We start from the raw sequence: 15,782 nt of genomic DNA, 5'->3' as shown, positions 1-15,782 counted from the left end.
GCGGCCCCTGGCCATGCCATCGTGTCCCCATGCATCCGGTCCTCGTCGAAGTGCTCGGGGTGACCATCGGCACCCACGAGTTCTTCGTCGCGCTCGGTCTGTCCGTCGCGCTCCTCGTGTTCCGGGCGGAGATGCGACGGCGCGGCATGGTCGACCAGCGGCTGTGGGCCGTCGTTGCCGTGGCGCTCGCCTGGGGTGGGGTGTTCATGTATGCCGGCACCTGGTTCCAGCATCTCGACCCGTCGAAGAACGCCGGCTTCGTCGAGCAGTTCCTCTACGGCAACCGGAGCATCCTTGGTGGGCTCGTCGGGGCATATGCCGGAGCCCTCGTCGGCAAGCGGATCACCGGTTACCACGGCCGCACGGGAGCCCTGTTCGCCCCCGCCGTCGCCGCCGGGATGGCGATCGGGCGGATCGGCTGCCTCCTGACCGAGGCTCCGGGCACGCCAACGGGACATGCGTGGGGCATCGTCCTCGACCCGGACGCCGCGGCTCGCACCGGGGCCGTGGCCAACGTCCCGCTCCACCCGTCCTACGCCTACGAGATCGCCTTCCACGTCGTCGCGCTCGTGGTGCTGGTTGCGTGCCGGGACCGACTTGCCGACCCTGCGGGCCTGTTCACCATCTACATCGCGGCTTACGCGGCGTTCCGGTTCCTCGTCGAGTTCGTCCGCGACAACGACGTCGCGTGGCTGGGTCTGACCCGGCCGCAGCTGTTCCTTGCCGTCCTCGGGCCGTTCGCCGTGTGGCGTGCGGTCGTCGTGCTTTCCGCGCCGCGCCCGGCGCCCGTCCTGCAGGAGACCGCGTGAGCCGAACCACGCCCGCCATCGGCACGCCCGCCGCCCCCCTCGCACCCACCGGAGCCGGCCGGGGTCTTCGCGGCGACCGGATCCACCGCTATGTCAACGCGTTCTGCCCGCGATGCCATGAGGAGCGGCCGGACCGCGACCTCGCCGAGGTGCCGCGACTGAGCGGATGGCTCGCCGAGCGAGACGGGCGCATCTGGCTCGAGCGAGGCTGCCGGGAACACAGCCTGGTGCGCACGCTCTATGACGAGTCACCCGAGATTCTGCGCTATCTCGAGCAGTGGACCGCACCCACCAAGTCGCATGTGCCGGACCGCGTCGGCAACTTCCTGCCCGCCCCAGAGGCCTACGCCTACGGCCTGCCTGCCATGCAGACCCAGCACACCTGCATCCTGCTCGAGGACATCACCGAGCACTGCAACCTGCGCTGCCCGACGTGCTTCACCGACTCGGCGCCCAGCCTGCGGGGTGTGGCTCCGGTGACGGACGTGCTGGCCAACGTCGACGCCCGCATCGCGCGCGAGGACGGCCGGCTCGACGTGCTCATGCTGTCCGGCGGGGAGCCCACCCTTCACCCGCAGCTCGGCGAGCTGCTCGACGCTCTCGTGTCGCGCCCGATCGTGCGGATCCTCGTCAACACCAACGGCATCACGATCGCCAAGGACGACGCGCTGCTCGACCTGCTGCGGCGGCACCGCGAGCGCGTCGAGGTCTACCTCCAGTACGACGGCGACAGCGCCGAGGCGTCCCGGCACCATCGCGGCGCCGACCTGCGACGGTTCAAGGACCTCGCGATCGAGCGGCTGTCTGCCGCCGAGGTGTTCACCACGCTGACGATGACCGCCGCTCTCGGGGTCAACGACCGCGAGATCGGACACGTCGTGCTCCGGGCTCTGCACACACCGTTTGTCGGTGGCGTGTCTATCCAGCCACAGTTCGGTAGCGGCCGTAGCGGGCCGATCGACCCGGTCGATCGCCTGACCCACACCGGAGTCCTGGCCCGTCTGGAGGAGCAGACGGGCGGGCTCGTCTCGTGGCGCGACCTGACGGCGCTGCCCTGCTCACATCCGCACTGCGCGTCAGTCGGGTACCTGCTGCGCGGCGACTCCGGCGACTGGACCTCTCTGACCCGGGCCGTCGGCCATGACCGGCTCCTGGAGTGGCTCGACCTGGCTCCCGACGTGCTGGCCAACCGTGTCGTCGACCAGGCGATCCCGTCGGAGCTGCGCGCGGTCGTCAAGGAGTCCGTCCTCGGTCTCCTCTCGGAGCAGTCGTCGCTGTCCCACCCGCAGGTCGGCGAGCTGTGGCGCGGCATCTGCCAGAACTGCGACCTTGGCGTCGGCACGCTGGCCACGCTGGCCGGCAGTGGCCTTCCCGGCAGGGAGAAGCGCCTGCGCCGGCTCCTCGCCGAGCGGGTCGTGCGGGTCACCGTCAAGCCGTTCATGGACCTCTCGACGATGATCGAGGAGCGCCTGACGCAGTGCTGCGTCCACGTCGGCACGCGCGGCCCCGACGGCGCCGACCAGTGCGCGCCCTTCTGTGCCGTCCAGGCGTGGCCGGCCCTGGCGCGCCAGCGGATGTCCTCGACGACGGGTCAAGAGCTCCCGCTGGTCGCCATCGGTTCGGACAGCGAGAGGCCGACATGAGCATCCCTCCGCCGAACGTCCCGCCTCCTCCCCCGCCTCCTCCCCCGCCACCGGAGCCGCCGCGGTACCGGCGCCTCAAGGGCGCCAGCATCGGCGTTGCCTTCGTGATCCTGCTCGTCGGCGGTGGCTTCCAGCTGTCCAACGGGGTCTCCCTGGTCATCAGCGGGATGGTGCTGGCCGTGGTCGGATCGACGCTCGCTATGTTCAGCCCGCGTTTCCGGCCGTATGCCGTGGGCTTCCTCATCGCCGTAGGGCTGGTGATCATCGTGGTCGGTGGGGCCTGCATCGGCCTGATCGCGACGCTGTCGTCCCAGGGTGCCTGACATGCCGGCCCGCGACTGGAGCGAACCGAGCGATCACGCCGACGCTCCCGGCCCGACCGACCGGGCGCTCGACCTGACACCGACGCCCCCAGGGCCCGGGCCCGCTCCGTCGGCGAGCCCGGCGGCCTACGACCCGCTTCGGCTGTGCATCTTCGCGACCGTGGCGCTGCTCGCCTGGCTCGCCGGACCGTGGGCCCTGGCGTTCTTCGCCGGGGTCGGCTTCGTGGGGTACTGGCGGGCGCGGCGGGCCGGGCTGCTCCGGTCGCGTTGCCTCCTCGGAGACACCCGTCTGGTCCTGCTCTACCTCGGGGTCCTGACCGCGGTCGCAGTCGCTTCGATCCTTCGGCAGCTGACCGGCTGACGGCCCCGAACTCCGCGTAGGTTTGGCACGCACCGACGAAGGAGAGGCCCCCTGATGAAGCTCTACGCCGACCTGCCGGTCCGCCGGACTCGCCAGCTCGTCGCGGACATCCTCGTCCTGCTGTGGGTCGCCCTGTGGGTCTGGCTGGGGCGGCAGGTCCACAACCTCGTGCTCACCCTGCAGACGCCTGCCACCTCCATCACCCACGCCGGTCAGTCCGTCAATGGAGCCTTCACCGGCGCGGGCGACCAGGCGGGCCGGCTCCCCCTCGTCGGCGAAAGCCTCGAGCAGTGGCTCGACAAGGCCGCCGGGGCTGGCACCACGCTGTCCGACGCCGGCACCTCCATGTCCGACACCGTCGGCAAGCTGGCGCTCGTCCTGGGCCTGATCACCGCGCTCGTCCCGATCGTGTCGGTGGCGTGGGTCTGGCTGTGGATGCGGATCAGCTTCGTGCGGGAGGCCTCCAGCGCCCAGCGGTTCATCGACGCTCGCGAGGACCTTGACCTGTTTGCGCTGCGCGCCATGGCCACCCAGCCGATGAAGGCACTCGCCCAGATCAGCGACGACCCGGCCGGAGCCTGGCGCCGGCAGGACCAGGAGGTCATCCGCCGCCTGGCCGTGCTCGAGCTCCGGGAGCAGGGTCTGCGCCCGCCACGGCTGCGCGACCCGCAGCCGCGCTGACGGCTCGCCGGGGGCTCCTGGAGCGGGCCGGCGGAGACCATGCTGCTGGGACGACGCCGACCGGCGCCCGAGCCGTGTTCAGCCGATGCGGGTCACCTGCGGGACGAGGTCGTCCGCCGGCGGCATCCACGAGTCGGCCCGGGCCGGCACCTGGTCACCCGAGCGGATGTCCTTGACCTCGTCGCCCGCGTCGCTCGCACTCGGGAACCAGACATACGGAATGCCGCGGCGCTCGGCATACCTGATCTGCTTGCCGAACCTGGCTGCCGACGGAGCGACCTCGCACGCGATCCCACGGGCGCGCAGCGCCGTCGCCACTGCCACGGCCTGCTCGCGCGAGTCGTCATCCTTCAGTGCGACGAGCACGGCAGCCGGGGTCGAGCGCGATGCGGTGACGAGGCCGCGGCCGAGAAGCAGGCCGAGGATCCGGGTGACCCCGATCGAGATCCCCACCCCCGGGTAGACGTTCCTCCCGTCGGACGCGAGCGCGTCGTACCGCCCACCCGAGCAGAACGAGCCCCAGTCCTCGTGCCCGACGAACTGGGTCTCGTACACCGTGCCGGTGTAGTAGTCGAGCCCGCGAGCGATTCGCAGGTCCGCGACGACCTTGCCCGGGGCGTGCGTCATCGCCGTGCAGATGACCGCCTGCAGCGACTCGAGGCCCTCGTCGAGCAGCGGGTGCTGCACGCCGAGCGCTCGGACCTGCTCGACGAAGCCGAGGTCCGCGGAACGGATGGAAGCCAGGGCCAGGCACTGGTCGGCCTGTTCGGGCGTGGCACCGGACCCCACGAGGAGGGTCTTGACCTTCTCGGGACCGATCTTGTCGAGCTTGTCGACGATCCGCAGAGTGCCGATGACGTCGGTGAGCCCGATGCCCTGGTAGAAGCCGTTCGGGATCTTGCGGTTGTTGACCTGGATGACGAAGTCGCCGACGGGGAACCTGCTGAACACGTCGGCGATGACCAGGGGCATCTCTGCCTCGAAGTGCGGCGCGAGCTCCCCTACGTCCACGACGTCGATGTCGGCCTGGGTGAACTCGCGATAGCGGCCCTCCTGCGGGCGCTCACCCCGCCACGCCTTCTGGATCTGGTAGCGCCGGAACGGGAACGCCAGCTTTCCGGCGTTCTCCAGGACGTAGCGCGCGAACGGCACCGTCATGTCGAAGTGCAGGCCCCAGCGCGCGTCGTCCTCGGAGCCGCCTGCCAACCGGGACACCGCGTAGATCTCCTTGTCGGTGTCCTCGCCCTGCGCGCTGAGCCGATCGATCGGCTCGATCGAACGAGTCTCGACAGAGGCGAACCCATGCAGCTCGAAAGTCTCACGGATGACGTCGAGGAAGCGCTGCTCGACGATCCGGTCGGTCGGGAGGTACTCGGGAAAGCCGCTGATCGGCGTGACCTTGGCGGCCGTACGGGGCGTGCTCACGACGGCAAGTCTCTCAGGTACGGGTTGGTCGCGCGCTCGTGGGCCATCGTCGTGGCGTGGTAGTGCCCGGGCAGCACGAGCGTCGAATCGGGCAGCGGCAGGACCACGTCGCGCAGGCTGCGCTGCATGGCCTCCGGGTCACCCCCCGGAAGGTCGGTGCGTCCGATGGACCCGGCAAACAGCACGTCGCCGGTGACCATCGTCCGGTCGACGTCGACCTGCTCGCGGACACCGTCGGGCACGTCGTCGATGCCGAACATGACCGATCCCTCGGTGTGGCCGGGAGCATGCAGGACCTCGAAGTCGAGCCCGGCCAGCGAGAGCCGCACGCGGTCCTTGATCTCGACGACGTTGCTCGGCTCGGTCCAGGTGGCCCTCGCGCCGAACTGCTGCTCGAACATCGCCACCAGCCCCGGGTTGCTCCGGCCCAGCAGGTCGGTGAGGCGGTAGCGGTCGTCGGCGTGGATGTATGCCGCAGTGTCCGAGCCGCACACCGGCGTGACGGAGTACACATGGTCGATGTGGCCATGGGTGAGCAACACCGCCGCGGGACGCAGCCGGTGCTCCGTCAGGACCTCGCGCAGACGCTCCTCGACGCCGACCCCAGGATCGACGACGACGCATTCCTGCCCCGCGCTGGTGGCGATGACATAACAGTTGGTGTCGAAGGCTCGAGCCGGGAACGCGATCGTCAGCACCCTCGGAGCCTAGCCAGGGCAGGCGAGGGTGGCACCGGCATACGGGGGCGCGCAGCGACGGCCTCCGACGCACCAGCGCGGGAGCCTCGGGACTCGCGACATGTACATCGGGGCGACAGAAGGTGACGTGGCTACGTGTTTCTGCGGTAAATGCGTCGGTCCCGGAGCAGTTGTCATGCAGTCGTGACCCGTCCGCCTGCGCCTGCACAGGAGCAGTTCCCTAAAATGACCGAACGCCCCCGGGGAGCACCGCCTCGGGCCCGTTCGAGGAGAAGTTCGTGACCAAAGAGCAGGAACGCGCTCGCGCGCGCCGCCGCTACGAAGAGCACCAGAAGACCCAGAAGCCGCCCGTCAGCGACGCGACGCGCGACAAGCAGGTCTTCGGGGTGATCCTCGCGGTCCTTCTCGTCATCGCCGCCGTCATCGTCGTGCCCAAGCTGATCGGCGGCTCGGACACCGGCACCCCCGCTGCCGGCGGGGCCACAACCCCGGCGACAACCGCGACGACGACGTCTCCCACGACGAACGCGGCGGGCCTCAAGGAGGGGCAGAAGCTCGCGGCCGGGTGCACCACACCGCCTGCGCTCCAGGCCAAGCCGAAGCAGTTCACCGAGGTCCCCAGCAAGGCGACCGCTGCCGGCAAGACGTTCGTCGCCACCGTCAAGACGACCTGTGGCGACATCACGTTCGAGCTCGACGGCACCAAGGCGCCCCAGACGGTCGCGTCCTTCCTCAACCTCGCCAAGAACGGCTACTGGGCACCGAGCCCCTGCCACCGCGTCACGACCGAGGGCATCTACGTGCTTCAGTGCGGTGACCCCACCGGCACCGGCTCCGGCGGGCCTGGCTACACGTTCGGCATCGAGAACGCGCCCAAGGACGGCAAGTACCCCACTGGGTCCCTCGCCATGGCGCGTACCAGCGACCCGAACAGCAACGGCGGCCAGTTCTTCATCACGTACAAGGAAACCCAGTTGCCGACCGACGGTGGTGGCTACACGATCTTCGGGAAGGTGACCAAAGGCCTCGACATCGTTCAGAAGATCGCAGCGAACAAGGCCCTGCCGCCGAGCCCGCAGGACGGAACCCCCGTGTCCCCGATCAGCATCCTCAGCGTCAGCGTGACGGAGAAGAAGGCATGACCGACAACATCCACTCACACCCGACCATGTCCGAGGATGCGCCGACACCCGTGGACACCGCGGCGGAAGCGGCCTCCGACACCCCGGAGACGACCCCCGCTGAGCCGGTGACGGCTGATTCGGTGGACGAGGCACCAGCGCCCGCGGAGGCCCCGGTCGCAGCCCCGGTCGAGGAGCAGGTTGAGCCGGCCGCTGCCGAGCTCGACGACGTGATGGCTTCGGTCGAGTCGACCGAGGGTGGTGGCGTTGCTGGAACGGCCACCGAGCCGCAGGCGACAGCCGACACCGAGCCCACCGAGCCGGAGGCGGCAGCCGAGCCGGAGGAAGCAGCCGAGCCGGAGGCGGCAGCCGAGCCGGAGGTGACTTCCGACACCGAGCCCACCGCGCCGGAGGCGGCGGCCGAGCCGGAGGTGACTGCCGACACCGAGCCCACCGCGCCGGAGGCGGCAGCCGACACCGAGCCCACCACCGAGCCGGAGGCGACTGCCGACACCGAGCCCACCGCGCCGGAGGCGGCAGCCGAGCCGGAGGCGGCAGCCGACACCGAGCCCACCGCGCCGGAGGCGACTGCCGACACCGAGCCCACCACCGAGCCGGAGGCGGCAACCGACATCGAGCCCACCACCGAGCCCACCCCCGAGCCCGAGGCGGCAGCGTCGGTGCCGTCGCCTGCGGACTTCGCAATCCCCAAGCCGAGCGCCATTCCGACGCCGGCGGCGCTGGCCAAGGCGGCGCCGCACCCGGCGGTGCCCGCCCCACCCGCACCCACCGTCAGCGACCATTCGGCGTCGGCCGCGTTCGGGCGGGTTGCCGACGACGGCACCGTCTTCGTGAGCACCAAGGAAGGCGAGCACGAGGTCGGCTCCTACCCGGGTGCGACACCGGACGAGGCGCTGAACTACTTCGCCCGCAAGTACGACGAGCTCTTCGCCTCCGCGGTTCTGCTCGAGCAGCGCCTCGCCCAGCCGGAGGTGCCCTCCAAGGATGTCGCCGAGGGGCTGAAGACCCTTGCGGCCCAGGTCAAGGACGCCTCTGTCGTCGGTGACCTCGACGCGCTGGCAGCCAAGCTCGACGAGATCCAGTCGGGCATCGCGCACAAGCGAACTGTGGAACAGCAGCACCGAGCCGAAGCGCGAGCCTCAGCTACCGTCGAGCGCGAGAAGATCGTGGCCGAGGCAGAGTCGATCGCCGCCCAGCCGGAGAACCGCATCCAGTGGAAGACCAGCGGCGCCCGGATGCGCGAGCTGCTCGACGAGTGGAAGGCCCACCAGCGCGCGGCCACCCGTCTCGACCGCGAGACGGAGTCCGCCCTGTGGCAGCGCTTCAGCGCTGCCCGGAACAGCTTCGACAAGGCGCGTCGCAGCCACTTCGCCGGCCTCGACGCTGCGCACGCCGACGCCAAAGCCACCAAGGAGCGGCTCGTCAGCGAGGCGGAGGGGCTCGCCACGAGCACCGACTGGGCGGCCACCGCGGGCGCGTTCAAGCGCCTCATGGACGAGTGGCGTCGCGCGGGGCGGGCCAGCCGGACCGACGATGACCGCCTGTGGGCGCGCTTCAAGGCGGCACAGGACTCGTTCTTCGCGGCCAAGGACGAGGTCGTCGCAGCCGAGGAAGAGCAGTTCCGGGGCAACCTCGAGGCCAAGGAGGCCCTGCTCGTCGAGGCCGAGGCGATCCTGCCGGTCACCGACCTGGAGAAGGCCAAGGCCCAGCTGCGCGTGATCCAGGACAAGTGGGACGCGGCTGGCAAGGTGCCCCGCACGGACATGGACCGCATCGAGAAGGCCATTCGCCGCGTCGAGCAGACCGTGCGCGACGCCGAGGACCGCAAGTGGCGCTCGACGAACCCCGAGGTCGCGGCTCGTGCCCGCGGCATGGTCGACCAGCTCGAGCGCGCCGTCGCCGAGCTCAAGGCGGACCTCGCCCGAGCCGAGGCGTCGGGCAATGCTGCCCAGATCCGCAAGGCCCGGGAGGCACTCGACGCGCGCCAGGCCTGGCTGGACCAGGCCCGTGCCGGCGTCGCCGAGTTCGGCGGCTGACTGACCCGTCGAGTGGCCGCGTCGTCACACCGGTCCGCCTGAACGACACCCTTCGTCGTGGCGCGTGTGACGACGCGGCCACTCGACGTTGAGGATCAGTTGGTCGACTTGCCGCCGTTGACGCGGTAGACGTCGAAGACGCCGTCGATCTTGCGCACCGCCTTGATGACGTGGTCGAGATGTGCCGGGTCACCCATCTCGAACGTGAAGCGCGAGAGCGCCACGCGGTCGCGCGACGTCTGCACCGAGGCCGAGAGGATGTTGACGTGCTGGTCTGAGAGGACTCGCGTCACGTCGGACAGCAGCCGGTTGCGGTCGAGCGCCTCCACCTGGAGCTGGACGAGGAAGACGCTCGCCGAGCTCGGTGCCCACTCGACATCGATGAGTCGCTCCGGGTTAGCGGTCAGCTGCGCGGCGTTGGTGCAGTCCACGCGGTGCACTGACACGCCGCTACCCCGGGTGACGAAGCCGATGATCGGGTCGCCCGGCACCGGCGTGCAGCACTTGGCCAGCTTGACCCAGACGTCCGCGGTGCCGACGACGACCACACCCGGGTCGCCACCGCGACGACGACGGTTAGCCGCGCGCGTCGGGACGGTGGCCTCGGCGAGGTCCTCGGTGGCACCCTCGACGCCGCCCATGGAGGCGACGACCTTGCTGACGACATGCTGCGCGGAGACGTGCCCCTCGCCGACTGCGGCATACAGGGCCTCGATGTCCTGGTAGCGCAGGTCGGTGGCGACGGCCGTCATCGACTCGTGGCTCATCAGCCGCTGCAGCGGGAGGTTCTGCTTCCGCAGCGCCTTGGCGATCGAGTCCTTGCCGGCCTCGATGGCCTCCTCGCGACGCTCCTTGCTGAACCACGCCTTGATCTTGTTCCGGGCGCGCGGACTCTTGACGAACTGGAGCCAGTCGCGCGAGGGCCCGGCGCCGTCGGCCTTGCTGGTGAGCACCTCGACGACGTCGCCGTTCTCGAGAGTGGACTCGAGCGGCACGAGGCGCCCGTTGACGCGGGCCCCGATGCAGTGGTGCCCGACCTCGGTGTGCACGGCATAGGCGAAGTCGACCGGGGTGCCACCCATCGGCAGCGCGACGACCGAGCCCTTGGGCGTGAACACGTAGACCTCGCTCGAACCCATCTCGAAGCGCAGCGAGTCGAGGAACTCGCCCGGGTCCTCGGTCTCGCGCTGCCAGTCGAGCAGCTGGCGCAGCCAAGCCATGTCGTTCTGTGGCGTGATCTCGCCGGGCCGCGCTCCACCACCGTTGACGGCCTGGTCCTTGTACTTCCAGTGGGCCGCGACGCCGTACTCGGCACGGCGGTGCATCGTGTGCGTGCGGATCTGGATCTCGACCGGCTTGCCCTGCGGCCCGATGACCGTGGTGTGCAGCGACTGGTACATGTTGAACTTCGGCATCGCGATGTAGTCCTTGAACCGGCCAGGGACCGGGTTCCACCGCGAGTGCAGGGCGCCGAGCGCCGCATAGCAGTCACGCACCGTGTCGACGAGGACGCGGACCGCGACGAGGTCGTAGATCTCCTCGAAGTCACGGCCGCGCACGATCATCTTCTGGTACACGGAGTAGTAGTGCTTGGGCCGGCCGGTGACCGCGGCCTTGATCTTCGCTCCGGTCAGGTCGTCGGTGACCTGCGTCCGGACCTCCTTGAGGTACTCCTCGCGCGCGGGAGCGCGCTCGGCGACCAGCCGGACGATCTCGTCGTAGACCTTCGGGTAGAGCGTCGCGAACGAGAGATCCTCGAGCTCCCACTTGATGGTGTTCATCCCGAGCCGGTGCGCGAGCGGCGCGTAGATCTCGAGCGTCTCGTTGGCCTTGCGCTTGGCCGACTCCTCGCTGACATAACGCCAGGTGCGTGCGTTGTGCAGCCGGTCGGCCAGCTTGATGACGAGGACGCGGATGTCACGCGCCATCGCGATGACCATCTTGCGCACCGTCTCGGCCTGTGCAGCCTCGCCGTAGGTCACCTTGTCGAGCTTGGTGACGCCGTCGACGAGCATCGCGATCTCGTCGCCGAAGTCGCGCCGCAGCTCGTCCAGGCCGTATGCCGTGTCCTCCACGGTGTCGTGCAGCAGCGCCGCGGCGAGGGTCGGGGGTGTCATGCCGAGCTCGGCGAGGATCGTCGCGACCGCCAGCGGGTGCGTGATGTACGCGTCGCCGCTCTTGCGCATCTGGCCCTCATGGGCGCGCTCCGCGGCGGCATACGCCCGCTCGATGATCGAAAGGTCGGCTTTGGGGTGGTTCTGGCGGACGCCGGTCATGAGTGGCTCGAGCACCGGGTTGCCGGTCGGCCGGGCCGCGCCGAACCGGGCAAAGCGGGCTCGCACCCGCGACGGGGTGGAGAGCTCGCTACGGACGTCCTCACTCATGTACTGAGTCTAGGGCGCAGCGCAAATCAGACCGTGAGGATCGACTCCACGGTGCGCCCGGAAAGTCTGGAGCGTCCGTCGAGGAAGCCCAGCTCGATGACGAACTCCAGAGCGGTCACCGACGCGCCCGTGCGCTCGACCAGCTCGCAGGCGGCAGCCGCGGTGCCGCCCGTGGCCAGGACGTCGTCCACGAGCAGGACCCGCTCTGCGGGCCGGAACGCGTCGGTCTGGACCTCCACGTGCGCGCTGCCGTACTCGAGGTCGTAGGACGACCCGAGCGTCTCCCCGGGCAGCTTTCCGGCCTTGCGGATCGCGACGAAACCGATGCCGAGCGCGTGGGCCACCGGGGCACCGAAGATGAACCCTCGGGCCTCCACCCCGGCCACGGCGTCGATCCGCCCCTCCCACCGTCCCGCGATGTCGCCGACGAGCGCGGCGAACGCCGGCCCGTCGGCGAGCAGAGGCGACAGGTCCTTGAACACGATCCCGGGCTTGGGAAAGTCGGGAACGTCGCGAACACCTCGCGCGACGATGTCCGCGATCGCAGTCACGCCACCTCCTGCGGTGCAGAACCGGACAGGGCCGGTTCGGGTCGGTCGTGTCGGTCGGGGCAGCGCCTCAGCGCTGAGACTTCGGGGTGTGCTTCGGCTGGTTCCGCGGTCCCGACTGGGCGTACTTGTGCAGCGGACGGGGCGCCCCGTCGGCGGTGGCACGCGTGCGGTCCGTTGAGGCGGCCCCGGTGCTGTCCGCGCCGACCACGACCGGCTCGGGAGCACCGACGGCGGCTGCGGCCGCGTCGCGCTCGGCCTGCCGGGCGCCGTGCCGGGCGACGTACTTCTCCAGCTCGCGGACCGCCGGCTCGTTGCGTCGCAGGTCGACGAGCAGCGGGGTCGCGATGAAGATCGAGGAGTAGGCGCCGACGCCGATACCGATGAACAGGGCCAGAGACAGGTCGAGCAGCGTGCCCGGGCCAAGGAACGTGAAGCCGACGAAGAGCACCGCCGCGATCGGCAGCAAGGCCACCACGGTGGTGTTGATCGACCGGACCAGCGTCTGGTTCACGGCAAGGTTGGCTGCTGCGGCATACGTCATCCGCTTGGTCCGGAACGCGTCCGCGGTGTTCTCGCGGACCTTGTCGAAGACGACCACCGTGTCGTAGAGCGAGTAGCCGAGGATGGTCAGGAAGCCGATCATCGACGACGGCGTGATCTCGAACCCGAACAGGGCGTAGATGCCGACCGTGATGATCAGGTCGTGCAGCAGCGCCACGAGCCCGGATATGGCCATCTTCCAGGTTCGGAAGTAGAGCGCCATCACGATCGTCACCAGGATAAGGAACACGATGAGGCCCTGGATGGCCTGCTTACTGACGGACTCCCCCCAGCTCGGGCCGATGAGCGACGCGCTGACCGAGTCCTGAGGGACGCCGAACGCCTTGGCGAGCTCGGTGCGGCCCTCGTCGGTGAGCTCCGAGGCTGCCTCGGTCTGCACGCGGACGGTGTTCTGGCCGACGATCGTCGTGACGACGTTGCCGCTGATGCCGGCGTCGCCGATGGCGCCCTGCGCCTTCTCCTCGTAGCCCTGGCTGTTGGACACATCCTGGACCCGGAACTCGGTGCCGCCACGGAACTCGATGCCGAAGTTGAGTCCGCGGGCGAAGATGCCGACGAGAGCGAGCACGATGAGCACGCCCGAGAAGGCGTACCACGTCTTCTGGCGCTTGATGAAGTCGATCGAGCGCTTGCCCGTGTAGAGGTCATTGCCGACCTGGGCGAAGTTGACCATCGTCACGCCTTCCGCTCGGAGAGTCGGGCCGAACCGGCCGGGGTCGGGGTCGGAGCCGGGTTGGTGGTGCCCGCGGCCGGCGATGCGGGACGCGCCGGGCCGAAGCGACCGGCTCCGCGGTAGCGGATGGACTCCTTGGCGCCGAGGCGCACCGGGTCGAGCCCGGACCACTTGTGGCCGCCGCCGAAGAACTTCGTGCGGGCCAGCAGCTGGACCATCGGGTGGGTGAAGAGGATGACGACGAGCAGGTCGATGATCGTCGTGAGGCCGAGCGTGAAGGCGAAGCCCCGGACGTTGCTGGAGGCGAGCAGGTAGAGCACCAGCGCGGCGATGAAGTTCACCGCGTCGGCGGCCAGGATGGTGCGCCGAGCGCGCTTCCACCCCGTCTCCACCGCTGCGACGAGCGGACGGCCCTCGCGCACCTCGTCACGGATGCGCTCGAAGTACACGATGAAGGAGTCTGCGGTCACACCGATGGCGACGATCAGACCGGTCACGCCGGCCATGGTCAGGCGGAACCCGTGGGTCGTGCCGAGCACGGTCACCGCGAGGTAGGTGATGACCGAGGCGACGACGAGCGAGAAGACCGTGACCAGGCCGAGCGCGCGGTACTGGAACAGCGAGTAGATGACGACGAGCAACAGGCCGATGAAGCCGGCCAGTAGGCCGATCTTGAGCTGCTCCTGACCGAGCTGCGGCGTGATCGTGTCGTTGGTCTCGAGCTGGAAGCTGATCGGCAGGGCGCCGAACTTCAGCTGCTGCGCGAGCTGCTTGGCCGAGTCGATCGTGAACGAGCCGGTGATCGAGGCGCGACCGTCGGTGATCACGGCGCGCGCCTGAGGAGCGGTGATGACCGAGTTGTCGAGCACGACGGCGAACTGGTCGAGCGGCGGGTCGTTCTGCAGGGCGTAGAGCCGCTTGGTGACGGCCGCGAACTTGGCCTTGCCGCTGTCCTTGAACGACAGGGCGACCTCGACGATCGAGGTGGGCTGGCCGTTCGGGCCCGGCTGGAAGCCGCTGGTCGCGTCGGCGATCTCGTCACCGTTGATCTCGGCCGGGCCGAGGATGTACTTGGTCACACGGTCGTCGCCACAGGTGGCGACGGGCAGGGCGGGGTCGTCGACGACCTTGTCGGTCGAGCCCGGCTTGGTGCAGTCCAGCGCCATGTACTGCTTGGCCACCGCGTCGGCGGCCTCGTCAGCCTTGGCCTGAGCCCAACCGAGCCCGACGAGGCCCTTGCTCGCCTGCTGCTTGAGGGCGGCCTGTGTCTCAGCGGCGGTAGGTGCGGCTGTCGTGGCCGTCGGTGCCGGCGCCGTCGCCGTCGCGGATGGCGACGCGGTAGCGGTGCCCGTCGCGGTGCCCGTAGCCGCACGCAGCGCCTGCGGCACAGCGCCGTTCTGCGCCGTCGCCGAGGTCGAGGGAGTGCCGGTCGCAGACGCGGATGGCGTGCCGGCGGGCGTCGTTGCGGTGCCGGTCGGGGTCGGGGTGCCGGTCGACGAACCACCCGGGGTCGTCGCGGCGGCGTTGGGCTCGACCGCCTGGACATAGACCTGGCGGAAGCGCATCTGCGAGGACTTGCGGATGGCGTCGAGCTGCTCGGCCGACGGCGTGCCCGGGATGGAGACGACGATGTTGTCCTGGCCGAGCGTCGAGATCTCGGCCTCGGAGACGCCGTTGGCGTCGATGCGCTGACGGATGATGTCGACCGCCTGGTCGACCTGTCCGGGGGTGACCTTCTCGTTGCCGACCTGGACGGGCTTGAGCACCATCTCGGTGCCGCCCTCGAGGTCCAGGCCGAGGCGTGGGGTCAGCGACCCGTCGCCCCACTTGGCGAGGCCGCCGGCGAGGACGCCGAGGGCCAGGATGATGGCGAGCAGCGCCAGCAGGCTCCGCGTCGCCGACTTGGTGATGGAGGTACGAGCCACGTGCGCCTCACTGACCGTTCTGCGACGCGCCCGGCGCGGTGCCCGGCGCGGTGTCCGGCGTGATGTCGCCGTCATCGTCAGCGTCGGCGTCAGCCAGGCTGGCGGTGCCCGCCTGGGTGTCGGACTGCTTCATCGCGATCGCGCGACGGTCATAGCGCAGGGTGGTGCCCTCGGCGACCTCGAGCCAGGCGCTGGTCTCGTCCAGGTGCTTGACCGTGCCGAAGAGGCCGGACGAGGTGATCACCTTGTCACCGACGTTGAGCGCCGCGCTGAACTCGCGCACCTGCTTCATCCGCTTGTTCTGGGTGTAGAACAGCCAGCCGAGGAGCAGCAGAGGCAGGGCGAAAATCAGCAAATAGGATGCCCCGTTGGAGTTCATGTCAGGCTCGATCCTTCGTTTCATCGTCCGGTCGTCATGCGGGCATGCCACGACCACGTTGAGGGTGTCTGGACGTCGCATCAACGACCGGAGGCACCGGATAGTGCCGCAAGGGCAGCGGCGACTGATGCCCGCAGGAGTCTACGTGCGACGCGGCAGTTTGTCAGACCGGGGGACCCGCATGCACGCGG

14 protein-coding genes are annotated in these 15,782 nt (G+C 69.7%); 7 read left to right on the top strand and 7 right to left on the bottom strand.

Annotated features, from left to right (window positions below):
• Positions 1 to 29: 29 nt before the first annotated feature.
• From ACYVLP_RS02995 to ACYVLP_RS02975, 5 genes are read left to right on the top strand one after another with little or no spacing between them, the layout of a single operon-like run.
• Entirely contained in the window at positions 30 to 809 is a 780-nt protein-coding gene (locus tag ACYVLP_RS02995) for a prolipoprotein diacylglyceryl transferase (protein WP_460625839.1), read from the top strand.
• Positions 806 to 2,452, top strand: a complete 1,647-nt coding sequence (locus ACYVLP_RS02990; protein ID WP_460625838.1) for a radical SAM protein — start codon at positions 806 to 808, stop codon at positions 2,450 to 2,452. The genes ACYVLP_RS02995 and ACYVLP_RS02990 overlap by 4 nt, the downstream gene beginning before the upstream one ends.
• Positions 2,449 to 2,775: a hypothetical protein gene (locus tag ACYVLP_RS02985; protein ID WP_460625837.1), complete on the top strand. Its 327-nt coding sequence runs from the start codon at positions 2,449 to 2,451 to the stop codon at positions 2,773 to 2,775. Before ACYVLP_RS02990 ends, ACYVLP_RS02985 begins: the two co-directional genes overlap by 4 nt.
• Before the next feature lies 1 nt (position 2,776).
• Positions 2,777 to 3,136, top strand: a complete 360-nt coding sequence (locus ACYVLP_RS02980; RefSeq protein ID WP_460625836.1) for a hypothetical protein — start codon at positions 2,777 to 2,779, stop codon at positions 3,134 to 3,136.
• 54 nt (positions 3,137 to 3,190) lie between these two features.
• Positions 3,191 to 3,817, top strand: coding sequence for a hypothetical protein (locus ACYVLP_RS02975; RefSeq protein ID WP_460625835.1), 627 nt, complete (start codon positions 3,191 to 3,193; stop codon positions 3,815 to 3,817).
• Positions 3,818 to 3,895: 78 nt separating this feature from the next.
• Here ACYVLP_RS02975 and hisS read toward each other — a convergent pair whose 3' ends face one another.
• Both hisS and ACYVLP_RS02965 read right to left on the bottom strand, forming a co-directional pair.
• On the bottom strand, positions 3,896 to 5,242 hold the full coding sequence (hisS, locus tag ACYVLP_RS02970; RefSeq protein ID WP_460625834.1) for a histidine--tRNA ligase: 1,347 nt from the start codon (positions 5,240 to 5,242) through the stop codon (positions 3,896 to 3,898).
• Positions 5,239 to 5,940, bottom strand: a complete 702-nt coding sequence (locus ACYVLP_RS02965) for an MBL fold metallo-hydrolase (RefSeq protein WP_460625833.1) — start codon at positions 5,938 to 5,940, stop codon at positions 5,239 to 5,241. Before ACYVLP_RS02965 ends, hisS begins: the two co-directional genes overlap by 4 nt.
• 278 nt (positions 5,941 to 6,218) lie before the next feature.
• On the opposite strand from ACYVLP_RS02965, the gene ACYVLP_RS02960 reads away from it, so the two are divergent.
• Positions 6,219 to 7,082, top strand: coding sequence for a peptidylprolyl isomerase (locus ACYVLP_RS02960; RefSeq protein ID WP_460625832.1), 864 nt, complete (start codon positions 6,219 to 6,221; stop codon positions 7,080 to 7,082).
• Positions 7,079 to 9,118: a DUF349 domain-containing protein gene (locus ACYVLP_RS02955; RefSeq protein ID WP_460625831.1), complete on the top strand. Its 2,040-nt coding sequence runs from the start codon at positions 7,079 to 7,081 to the stop codon at positions 9,116 to 9,118. Before ACYVLP_RS02960 ends, ACYVLP_RS02955 begins: the two co-directional genes overlap by 4 nt.
• Positions 9,119 to 9,213: 95 nt before the next feature.
• Here the strand turns inward: ACYVLP_RS02955 and ACYVLP_RS02950 are convergent, their stop codons facing one another.
• The 5 genes from ACYVLP_RS02950 to yajC all read right to left on the bottom strand — a co-directional run bounded on the left by ACYVLP_RS02950 (position 9,214) and on the right by yajC (position 15,648).
• Positions 9,214 to 11,502, bottom strand: coding sequence for a RelA/SpoT family protein (locus ACYVLP_RS02950; RefSeq protein ID WP_460625830.1), 2,289 nt, complete (start codon positions 11,500 to 11,502; stop codon positions 9,214 to 9,216).
• Between the two features lie 26 nt (positions 11,503 to 11,528).
• A complete protein-coding gene (locus ACYVLP_RS02945; protein WP_460625829.1) occupies positions 11,529 to 12,053 on the bottom strand; it encodes an adenine phosphoribosyltransferase in 525 nt (174 codons plus the stop codon).
• Between the two features lie 67 nt (positions 12,054 to 12,120).
• A complete protein-coding gene (gene secF, locus ACYVLP_RS02940; protein WP_460625931.1) occupies positions 12,121 to 13,287 on the bottom strand; it encodes a protein translocase subunit SecF in 1,167 nt (388 codons plus the stop codon).
• 2 nt (positions 13,288 to 13,289) lie between these two features.
• Positions 13,290 to 15,212, bottom strand: coding sequence for a protein translocase subunit SecD (gene secD / locus ACYVLP_RS02935; RefSeq protein ID WP_460625828.1), 1,923 nt, complete (start codon positions 15,210 to 15,212; stop codon positions 13,290 to 13,292).
• Between the two features lie 7 nt (positions 15,213 to 15,219).
• Positions 15,220 to 15,648, bottom strand: a complete 429-nt coding sequence (gene yajC / locus ACYVLP_RS02930) for a preprotein translocase subunit YajC (protein WP_460625827.1) — start codon at positions 15,646 to 15,648, stop codon at positions 15,220 to 15,222.
• Positions 15,649 to 15,782 lie beyond the last annotated feature (134 nt).

This window comes from Intrasporangium mesophilum (assembly GCF_054783095.1).
The sequence above is the reverse complement of the archived record's forward strand: the minus strand, read 5'-3'. Positions and strand labels throughout refer to the sequence as shown.